10 protein-coding genes are annotated in these 9,846 nt (G+C 70.9%); 4 read left to right on the top strand and 6 right to left on the bottom strand.

Annotation, left to right across the window (positions count from 1 at the left end; genetic code table 11):
* Positions 1-7: 7 nt before the first annotated feature.
* Genes ACFV9G_RS25115 through argC form a run of 5 tightly spaced genes read right to left on the bottom strand, consistent with a single transcriptional unit; the run spans position 8 to position 4,614 of the window.
* Positions 8-535, bottom strand: coding sequence for an arginine repressor (locus ACFV9G_RS25115; RefSeq protein WP_378731135.1), 528 nt, complete (start codon positions 533-535; stop codon positions 8-10).
* Positions 532-1,455, bottom strand: a complete 924-nt coding sequence (gene argF / locus ACFV9G_RS25120; RefSeq protein WP_378731137.1) for an ornithine carbamoyltransferase — start codon at positions 1,453-1,455, stop codon at positions 532-534. The genes ACFV9G_RS25115 and argF overlap by 4 nt, the downstream gene beginning before the upstream one ends.
* Positions 1,452-2,642: an acetylornithine transaminase gene (locus ACFV9G_RS25125; RefSeq protein ID WP_378731139.1), complete on the bottom strand. Its 1,191-nt coding sequence runs from the start codon at positions 2,640-2,642 to the stop codon at positions 1,452-1,454. Before ACFV9G_RS25125 ends, argF begins: the two co-directional genes overlap by 4 nt.
* Positions 2,639-3,580 carry an acetylglutamate kinase gene (gene argB / locus ACFV9G_RS25130; RefSeq protein ID WP_378731141.1) on the bottom strand — a complete coding sequence of 314 codons (942 nt, stop codon included), beginning with the start codon at positions 3,578-3,580 and terminating at the stop codon, positions 2,639-2,641. The genes ACFV9G_RS25125 and argB overlap by 4 nt, the downstream gene beginning before the upstream one ends.
* Entirely contained in the window at positions 3,577-4,614 is a 1,038-nt protein-coding gene (gene argC, locus ACFV9G_RS25135) for an N-acetyl-gamma-glutamyl-phosphate reductase (RefSeq protein ID WP_378731143.1), read from the bottom strand. Before argC ends, argB begins: the two co-directional genes overlap by 4 nt.
* 74 nt (positions 4,615-4,688) lie before the next feature.
* On the opposite strand from argC, the gene ACFV9G_RS25140 reads away from it, so the two are divergent.
* From ACFV9G_RS25140 to ACFV9G_RS25155, 4 genes are all read left to right on the top strand, one after another.
* A complete protein-coding gene (locus ACFV9G_RS25140; protein ID WP_378731145.1) occupies positions 4,689-5,519 on the top strand; it encodes a maleylpyruvate isomerase family mycothiol-dependent enzyme in 831 nt (276 codons plus the stop codon).
* Positions 5,520-5,529: 10 nt separating this feature from the next.
* Positions 5,530-6,096, top strand: coding sequence for a TIGR00730 family Rossman fold protein (locus ACFV9G_RS25145; protein WP_378731147.1), 567 nt, complete (start codon positions 5,530-5,532; stop codon positions 6,094-6,096).
* Between the two features lie 67 nt (positions 6,097-6,163).
* Positions 6,164-7,171, top strand: a complete 1,008-nt coding sequence (locus tag ACFV9G_RS25150; RefSeq protein ID WP_378731149.1) for an ATP-binding cassette domain-containing protein — start codon at positions 6,164-6,166, stop codon at positions 7,169-7,171.
* 1 nt (position 7,172) lies between these two features.
* On the top strand, positions 7,173-7,991 hold the full coding sequence (locus ACFV9G_RS25155) for an ABC transporter permease (protein WP_378731151.1): 819 nt from the start codon (positions 7,173-7,175) through the stop codon (positions 7,989-7,991).
* A 13-nt stretch (positions 7,992-8,004) separates the two neighbouring features.
* Here the strand turns inward: ACFV9G_RS25155 and ACFV9G_RS25160 are convergent, their stop codons facing one another.
* Positions 8,005-9,786 carry an ATP-binding protein gene (locus ACFV9G_RS25160; RefSeq protein WP_378731153.1) on the bottom strand — a complete coding sequence of 594 codons (1,782 nt, stop codon included), beginning with the start codon at positions 9,784-9,786 and terminating at the stop codon, positions 8,005-8,007.
* Between the last annotated feature and the right edge of the window lie 60 nt (positions 9,787-9,846).

A 9,846-nucleotide genomic window follows, 5' to 3' on the forward strand; every position in this document is an offset into this window, starting at 1 on the left:
TCTGAAACTATTGGATGTCTGTGGTCTTGCCGGCGAGGCTGAGGAAGCGGTTGACGAGTGCAGCGCCGCCCTTGGGCTCGCGGCCGATGACGAGCACGGTGTCGTCGCCGGCGATGGTGCCGAGGATGTCGGGATACTCGGCTCTGTCGATCGCGGAGGCGAAGTACTGGGCACCCCCCGCAGGAGTACGCAGCACCACGAGGTTCCCGCTCCCGTCTGCGCTCACCAACAGCTCTCGGGCGAGTCGGCCGAGCTTGCTCCGGCCGCTGGCCGACTCCCCCGGGGCCACTGCGGTGCGGTCCCCGCCCTCCCCCGGAACCGCGTAGACGAGCGCACCGGAAGGTGCCCGCACCTTCACCGCGTCGAGCTCGTCCAGGTCACGCGAGAGCGTCGCCTGGGTGACGTTGACCCCGTGGGCGAACAGCACCTCGGAGAGCTCGGTCTGGGACCGGATCTCCTTGCCCCAGATGATGTCCACGATCAGGGACTGGCGGGCACCCTTGGTCGCGGGCCGCTGGGTCTCGTTAGTAGTCATCGTCGCTCCCACAGGAAAGCCAGGATCGCCTTCTGGGCGTGGCGCCGGTTCTCCGCCTCGTCCCACACCAGGCTCCGCGGACCGTCGAGCACCTCGGCCTCGATCTCCTTGCCGCGGTAGGCCGGCAGGCAGTGCAGCACGACGGCGTCGGCATCGGCGTGGCCGAGCAGCTCGGTGGTGAGCGCGTAGGGCGAGAACACCGCGGCCCGGGCGGCCGCCTCGCTCTCCTTGCCCATCGAGACCCAGGTGTCGGTGATGAGTACGTCGGCGCCGGCTGCCGCCGCGACCGGGTCCGCCGTCACCGTGACCGAGCCGCCGGTCTCCTCGGCGATCTCCTTGGCCCTGACCAGCACCTCCGCGTCGGGCGCATAGCCCTCCGGCGCACCGAACCGGACGTGCATCCCGGCGATCGCCCCGGCCAGCGCCCAGGAGTTGCCCATGTTGCAGGCCGCGTCGCCGAGGAAGGCCGCGGTCAGTCCTGCCAGCGTCCCCTTGTGCTCCTGCAGCGTCTGCAGGTCGGCGAGCAGCTGGCAGGGGTGGAACTCGTCGGTGAGGGCGTTGACGACCGGAACCCCGGAGTGGGCGGCCATCTCCTCGAGGTCGCTCTGCGCGAACGTACGCCACACGATCTCGCCCGCCTGCCGGCCGAGCACCCGGGCGACGTCGGCGACCGACTCCCGCTCGCCGATCCCGGCCAGACGGCCGTCGACGAGCATCGAGTGCCCGCCGAGCTCGGCGATCCCGGAGGAGAACGACGCCTGCGTACGCAGCGTCGGCTTGTCGTAGATCGTGGCCACGGTCACCGGGCCGGCGAGCGGCTTGGCGGCGTAGGGGTCCTGCTTCATCGCCGCCGCGAGTGCCAGCACCTCGGCCTGCTCGGCCGGAGTGAGGTCGTCGTCGCGGAGGAAGTGTCTGGTCACTTCGTGCCCTCCGCGTTGTTCAGGATGTCAGGCCAGGCGGCCAGCAGGCTCTCGGCGTCGTCCTCGGTGAGCACCAGCGGCGGGACGATCCGGATCCGCTCGGGCGTGGCGTTGTTGAGGATGAATCCGGCCTCGAGCGCGGCCGCGGCGACGGCGCCCGAGTCGAGACCGGCGAGCACCACGCCGATGAAGAGGCCCTCACCGTCGACCCGCGCGACCCGCGGGTCGGCGGCGAGGCCGTCGCGCAGCTTCTGGCCGAGCACGGTGACGTGCTCGAGGAGCCCCTCGGACTCGATGGTCTCGATCACCGCGAGGCCAGCCGCGCAGGCGACCGGGTTGCCACCGAACGTGGTGCCGTGGTTGCCGGGCTCGAAGAGCGTCGCGGCCCGGCCCAGGCCGATGCAGGCACCGATCGGGAAGCCGCCACCGAGGCCCTTGGCGAGGGTGACGATGTCGGCGCAGACGCCGGAGGTCTCGTGGGCGAACCAGCGACCGGTGCGGCCCAGCCCGGACTGGACCTCGTCGAGCCAGAGCAGTGCGCCGTGCTCGTCGGCCACGGCCCGCGCGGACGCCAGGTAGTCGGCGGGCGGGACGATGACGCCGGCCTCGCCCTGGATCGGCTCGAGGATGATCGCCGCGGTCTCGTCGGTGACGGCCGCCGCCAGCGCGGAGGCGTCGCCGTAGGGGACGAAGGTGACCTCGCCGGGCAGCGGCTCGAACGGGGCCCGGTAGGCCTCCTTGGCGGTCAGCGCCAGGGCGCCCATCGAGCGGCCGTGGAAGGCACCGTGAGCGGCCACGATGTGCGTCCGCCCGGTGCGCCGGGTCAGCTTGAAGCCGGCCTCGTTGGCCTCGGTGCCGGAGTTGGTGAAGAACACCTTCCCGGTCTCGCCGCCGGGGACCCTGGCGAGCAGCGCCTCGGCCAGCTCGACCTGGGGCTGGGAGGTGAAGAAGTTGGAGACGTGGCCGAGCGAGGACATCTGGGAGGTCACCGCGGAGACCAGCGCCGGGTGGGCGTGACCGAGCGCGTTGACCGCGATGCCGGCCAGCAGGTCGACGTACTCCTTGCCGTTCTCGTCCCACACATGGGCGCCCTCGCCTCGGGTGAGGACCAGCTTGGGGGCGCCGAAGGTGTTCATCAGGGAGGCGGCGTAGCGCTTCTCCCAAGAAGTGGGCACAGCGGTGCTCATCGGTCCAGCTCCCTTGCCTTGCGGGTCTTGGTGGTGACGCCGGGGAGCACCTGGGTGCCGACTCCCTCGGCGGTGAACAGCTCCAGCAGCACAGCGTGCTCGGCGCGGCCGTCGACGACGGTGGCGCGCTTGACGCCGCCCTTGACCGCCTCGAGGCAGGCGCTCATCTTCGGGATCATCCCGCTGGCGAGGTCGGGGAGGATACCCTCGAGAGCCTCGGGGCTGATCTCGCCGATGACCTCCTCGGGGTCGGGCCAGTCGAGGTAGAGGCCCTCGACGTCGGTCAGGACCAGCAGCTTCTCGGCGGCCAGCGCGATCGCCAGGGCCGAGGCGGCTCGGTCGGCGTTGACGTTGTAGATCGTGCCGTCGACGTCGGGGGCGACGCTGGAGACGACCGGGATCCGGCCGGCTTCGATCAGGTCGAGGACCGAGGAGGGACGTACGTCGACGACCTCGCCGACCTGGCCGAGGTCGACCTCCTCACCGTCGATGACGGTGCTGGCCGGCTCGGCGGTGAAGAGTCCGGCGTCCTCGCCGGAGAGCCCGACCGCGAGAGGACCGTGCTCGTTGATCAGCCCGACCAGCTCACGCTGGACCTGGCCGACCAGGACCATCCGCACGACGTCCATGGCCTCGGGGGTGGTCACCCTCAGCCCGCCGCGGAACTCCGACTCGATGCCGAGCCGGTCGAGCATGCTCGAGATCTGGGGGCCGCCGCCGTGCACGACCACCGGCTTGAAGCCGGCGAACCGCATGAAGGCGATGTCCTCGGCGAAGGCACGCTTGAGCTTGTCGTCGGTCATGGCGTTGCCGCCGTACTTCACCACGACGATCTTGCCGTGATACTCCTTCAGCCACGGCAGGGCGCCGGCGAGCGTACGCGCCTTTGCGGGGTCGGGGCGACCGGGCTCGTGGGCGATGGTCTCCAGGTCGATCACGGCGCGACTCCCACCGTCGTCAGGCCCGCGGTCTCCTCGAGGCCGAGCGCGAGGTTCATGCACTGGATGGCTCCCCCGGCGGTGCCCTTGGCGAGGTTGTCCACGGCACCGACGACGACCAGCCGCCCGGCGGCCTCGTCGACGGTGACCTGCAGGTGGACGGCGTTCGATCCGAGCACCGACTGCGTCTGGGGCCACTGACCCTCGGGGAGCAGGTGGACGAAGGGCTCTTCCGCGTACGCCTTCTCGTAGACGGCCCGCGCATCGGCCGCCGTCACGCCGTCGCCGATCTTGGCCGAGCAGGTGGCCAGGATGCCGCGCGGCATCGGCACCAGCACCGGGGTGAACGAGACCGACACATTGCCGTCGACCAGCGCAGAGAGGTTCTGGACGATCTCGGGGGTGTGCCGGTGGGCGCCGCCGACTCCGTAGGCGCTGACGTTGCCCATGACCTCGGCACCGATCAGGTGGGGCTTGGACGACTTCCCCGCGCCGCTGGTGCCGGTGGCGGCGACCACGACGACCTCGGGCTCGACGATGCCGGCCTCGACCGCCGGGGCGAGGGCCAGGGTGGAGACGGTCGGGAAGCAGCCCGGCACCGCGATCCGGTTGGCCGAGGCGAGCGCGGCCCGCTGTCCGGGGAGCTCAGGGAGCCCGTAGGGCCAGGTGCCGGCGTGGTCGGTGCCGTAGAACTTCGTCCACGTCTCGGCGTCGGCGAGCCGGTAGTCGGCGCCGCAGTCGATCACGACCACGTCGTCGGGAAGGCCGGCCGCGATCGGCCCGGACTCTCCGTGCGGCAGCGCCAGGAAGACGACGTCGTGACCGGCCAGGGTCTCAGCGGTGGTGGGCTCCAGGACGCGGTCGGCGAGCGGGATCAGGTGGGGCTGGAGGCTCCCCAGGGTCTTGCCCGCGCTGGAGGCGGCGGTCAGGGCGCCGATCTCCACCTCGGGGTGGGCCAGCAGCAGCCTGAGCAGCTCACCTCCGGCATATCCACTGGCACCGGCGACGGCGACGCGCTTCTTCGTCATGTGCATGAACATACATCCCACTGCATCTATGTCGCAAAACCCGTTCGGAGATTGAGACGCGGCCGCTTAGTGTTCGCCCCATGACATCCCGCCTCACCCCCACCGCCTACCTCGACCACATCCGGTCGGAGTCGGCCCGCTTCCGCGCCGTGCTCGCAGACACCGACCCGACCGCCCCGGTCCCGACCGCTCCGGACTGGACCGCCGCCGACCTGCTGTGGCACGTCGCCGCCGAGGTGCAGCACTTCTGGACGTACGTCCTGGAGACTCGACCGGCCGCGCCGACCGAGGAGACCTACGACGAGCTGGAGCGCCCGAAGGACGCGACCTACCAGGACCTGCTCGCGCACTTCGACGAGCTCAACGCCAGGTTCCTCAAGACCCTCGAGGAGACCGGCCCCGAGGAGCCCACCTGGTCCTGGTCGAAGGACCAGACCGCCGGGTTCACCTACCGGCGACAGGCCCACGAGATCCTCATCCACCGCCTCGACGCCGAGCTCACCGCCGGCGCCCTGACTCCCCTGGACCCCGCGCTCGCCGCGGACGGGATCGACGAGCTCCTCGACGTCTTCTACGGCGGGAAGCCCGAGTGGGCGAGCTTCGCGGGCGGCGAGCACTACGTACGCGTCGACGCCATCGACACCGACACCCAGACCTGGGTCCAGCTCGGCCTCGTCTCCGGCACCCGACCCAACGGAGACCGCCTCGAGGACGAGCCCGACCTCAGCGTCGTCCCCCACGAGGAGATCCCGGCCGGCACCGAGCCCGACGTGGTCATCGAGGGCACCGCGGCCGACCTGAACGCCTGGCTCTGGCGCCGGCGCGACGACGAGGGCATCCAGGTCACCGGCGACAAGGACGTCTACGAGCGCTTCCGCGCGTTGACGAACCAGCCGATCACCGACGACTAACCTTCGCCGCATGATCAAGCACCTGGCGGTCTTCCTCGGCTCTCGCGACGGCAACGACCCGGCACTCCCCGCGAAGGCCTACGAGATCGGCAAGGGGCTCGCCGAGCGCGAGATCGAGCTGGTCTACGGAGCGGGCGGCGGAGGCCTGATGGGCCGGATCTCCCAGGGCGCGATCGACGGCAACGGCAAGGTCTTCGGCGTGATCCCACGGTTCATGGTCGACCGCGAGTGGGGTCGCATCGAAGGCGCGCCGGGGATGCAGACGGTCGTGGTCGACACGATGCACGAGCGCAAGGCGATCATGGCCGAGCGTGCCGACGCCTTCCTCGCGCTCCCCGGCGGGATCGGCACCCTCGAGGAGCTCTTCGAGGTCTGGACCTGGCAGACGCTCTCGCTGCACGGCAAACCGGTCGGCGTGCTCAACGTCAACGGCTTCTGGGACCCGCTGGTGGAGATGATGGAGCGCATCGCCACGGCGGGGTTCCTGCACGGCTCCCCCGCCGAGTCCCTGGTGGTCGGCGAGGACCTCGACGACGTCCTGGCCCGCCTCGACTCTGCTCGTCGAGCTGCCCTCTGAAACCGCGCGAGGAGCCGTGAAACCACGGTGAAGGCGCCCTGAAACCGGCGCCCCACACCCTGGGAGCATGACAACCACCACCGAACTGGCCGTATCGGCCTCAGGTCTGGTCAAGACCTTCGGAGACTTCACCGCGGTCGACGGGATCGACCTCGAGATCCGCCGCGGCGAGGTCTTCGGCGTGCTCGGCCCCAACGGTGCCGGCAAGACCACCACCTTGAAGATGCTCGCGACCCTGCTCCCGATCGACGCCGGCAAGGCCGAGATCTTCGGGGTCGACGTCAAGGCGCACCCCCACCAGGTGCGTCAGCTCGTCGGCGTCACGGGGCAGTACGCCTCCGTCGACGAGAACCTCACCGCCACCGAGAACCTGGTCCTCTTCGGCCGCCTGCTGGGCATGTCCGGCAAGGCCTCCCGGGCCGCCGCCGAGGAGCTGCTGGAGTCCTTCGGGCTCCAGGAGGCCGCCAAGCGGCAGATCTCGAAGTTCTCCGGCGGCATGCGCCGCCGCCTCGACCTAGCCGCCTCGCTCCTGTCCCGCCCGCCGCTGATCTTCCTCGACGAGCCGACCACCGGCCTGGACCCGCGCACCCGGGGCCAGATGTGGGACACCATCCGGACCCTGGTGGCCGGCGGCTCGACCGTCCTGCTGACCACGCAGTACCTCGACGAGGCCGACCAGCTCGCCGACCGGATCGCGGTCATCGACCGCGGCGTCAAGGTCGCCGAAGGCACCTCGGAGCAGCTCAAGACCTCGGTCGGCAACTCCACGCTGCACCTGCGCCTGAGCGACAAGACCCAGGTCGCCACCGCCGCTGCCGTGGTGGAGAAGGTCACCGGCGACCGTCCGGTGTTCACTCCCGAGGCCGGCGGCGTCAACGTACCGCTGGCCGATGCCGACCGGGCCGCCGACGTGCTCATCGGTCTTCGCCACGCGGGCATCTCGATCACCACCGCGAACGTCCAGCAGCCGACGCTGGACGAGGTCTTCCTGGCCCTGACCGGTCACGGCACCGAGAACCCCGACGGCGCCGTCGAACCCGACAACTCCGACATCCACACCGAGGAGGTGGCCTGAGATGGCTGCACTGATCTCCACGTACGCCGTCACCGACCGCCCGCTCAAGGCCCGTCCAGGCGTGGGCGAGACGATCGGCCAGACGCTGACCATGGCCCGCCGGGCGTACATCAAGATGATGCGCAACCCCGAGCAGTTCTTCGACGTGACGATCCAGCCGCTGCTGTTCACCGCGATGTTCGCCTACATCTTCGGTGGCGCGATCTCCGGTGACGTGAAGTCGTACCTGCCGACCATCATCACCGGCATCCTGGCCCAGACCGCGCTGACCGCCTCGATGGCGCGCGGCACCCAGCTGCGCGAGGACATGGACAAGGGCGTCTTCGACCGGTTCAAGGCGCTCCCGATCGCCCGGATCGCGCCGCTGGCCGGTCCGGCGGTCGCCGACCTGCTCCGCTACGGGATCGCGGCGACGCTGACCATCGTGGTCGGCCTGCTGATGGGCTACCGGCCCGGTGGCGGCGTCGGCGGCGTGCTCGCCGGCTGGGCGCTGACCATCTTCGCCGGCTGGTCGCTGAGCTGGATCTTCACCTGGCTCGGCACGGTCCTGAAGACCGCGGGCGGCGTGCAGGGCCTGGGCATGATGATCATGTTCCCGCTGACCTTCCTCTCCCCCGCCTTCGTGCCGAAGGAGACCATGCCGGACTGGCTGCAGCACTTCGTCGACGTCAACCCGGTCACGTTGGTCATCAACGCCACCCGTGACCTGATGAACGCCGGTGACGTCACCATGAGCGTCGTGTGGGCGCTCGTCGGCTGCGCCGCGGTCGTCGCGATCTTCGCGCCGCTCTCGGTGTGGAGCTACAGCAAGAAGCTCTGAGTCAGCCTCTGAGTCAGCGCAGGCGCGCGATGACGCCGCGGGCCTCGTCCAGCAGGGCGAGCCCGCGGCGTTCGCCGTAGTCCTCCGAGACCCGATCGAGTACGCCCGGCGCGAGCCGGTTCGCGTCGGCGACCGCGAGCTCCCAGCGCATGTCCAGGAACGAGCGGGAGTAGCCGAACCGGTCGGCCAGCACCACCAGGCGCACCGACTCCTCGCGGGGCAGCGTGTCCCGCAGAAGCCCGCACAGCCCGAGCGCGAACAGCACCATCCCGGTGACGGGGTAGTCCTGGGCCCTGCGGTCCTCGGAGAGCAGGCGCGGCGCCTTGAGCATCAGGGCCTCGAAGAGGTCGGAGCCCTCCGCGTCGTCCCCGTGCCGGGCGGAGGCGACCACGGTGACCGCCTCGGCCGCGACCCGCCAGGGCACCAGGTCGGCGTCGTCGGTGAACCCCGGGAAGGGCACCTCGCCCATCGTCGCCACCACCTCGCGGAACAGGGCCAGCCCCTCGCCGACCCGCCCCTGGGTGAGGAGGAGCTGAGCCCGGGCACCGTGGACGGCGCCCCGGGAGCCGAAACCGCCGTGAGGCTGCTCGTCGGTGAGCTGGGCGAGGATCTCGGCGGCCTCCCCGAGACGCCCCTGCTCCACGGCGTACGTCACCAAGATGGCGTGGGTCTGGACGAGGTCGTCGTCGGCACCGAGACGGCGCAGGACCGGGATGGCCTCACGGGCGTGCTCCGCGGCCTCGCCGAGACGGCCGAGCTGGGCATAGAGGCCGCTGAGCTGGGCGTGCAGCATCGCCTGTGGCCACAGGCCGCCGTCGGTGCCGGTCAGGCGCAGCGCCTCCCTCCCCGCGGCTACGGCACCCTCGGGGTCGCCGAGGTTCTCCCGTTCGTGGCTGAGGAAGGTGTAGGCACGAGCGCGTACGTCCTGGTCGGGGTCGGTGACCAGGACGGCCAGCTCGTCCTGCAGCGGCCGCCCGGCTCCGGTGACGCTGCCCGCCATCGCCTGCATGACCTTCAGCATCACCCTGAGCTGCGGGTCCGCGGCCTCGGTGCCGATCCGGTCCAGGATCGTCATCAGCCGCTCGAGGCCGGAGCCTCCTGTCACGGCGGCACCGAAGAGCAGCAGGGTCAGGACGAGCCGGGTCTTCTCCAGCAGCTCGGGAGGCGGCTCCCACTCGGCGAGCAGATCGGCGACCGGGCTCGCCAGCATGATCACCCGCTGGTGCTCGCCCGCGATGGTCCAGAAGACACCCATCGCGCAGAAGAGACGGATCACCGATTCGGGCTCGTCGTCGGCCAGGACCTGGCGCAGGATGTCGGCGAGGTTGCTCTCCTCGGCGCGCAGCTCGTCCATCGCGTCGAACTGGTCCGGGGAGTAGATCCGGCCCGCGCTCGCGTCCGCGTAGTCCCGCGCCCAGGCACGCTGCGCCGCCCGGGCCGCGGCGTCCTCGCCGGCGTCGATCAGCTGCATCCGGCCGAACTCTCGGACGGTCTCGAGCATCCGGTAGCGGAAGCCCAGCGGTGCCTCGGCGACCGTCAGCAGCGACTGGTCGACGAGCTCCTCGATCGCTGCGAACGTCTCCGCGCCGAGCATCGCCTCGGCCGCCGCGAGGGTGAACCCGTCATGGAAGACCGAGAGCCAGCGCATCGCCCGCCGCTCGCGCTCGGAGAGGAGGTTCCAGGACCAGTCGATGACCGCAATCAAGGTCTGATGGCGGTCGGGAGCGCTGCGGTCACCGCCGCGGAGCAGGTCGAACCGGTTCTCCAGCCGCGGCGGGGGGGGGTGGGCCGACACCCCCCCCCCCCACAACCCCGCCCCCGACCAAGCCCGCCGGCCCGCCGCCCGGCCCGAGTC

Source organism: Nocardioides sp. NPDC059952, from assembly GCF_042730435.1.
In the GTDB taxonomy this organism is placed as follows: domain Bacteria; phylum Actinomycetota; class Actinomycetes; order Propionibacteriales; family Nocardioidaceae; genus Nocardioides.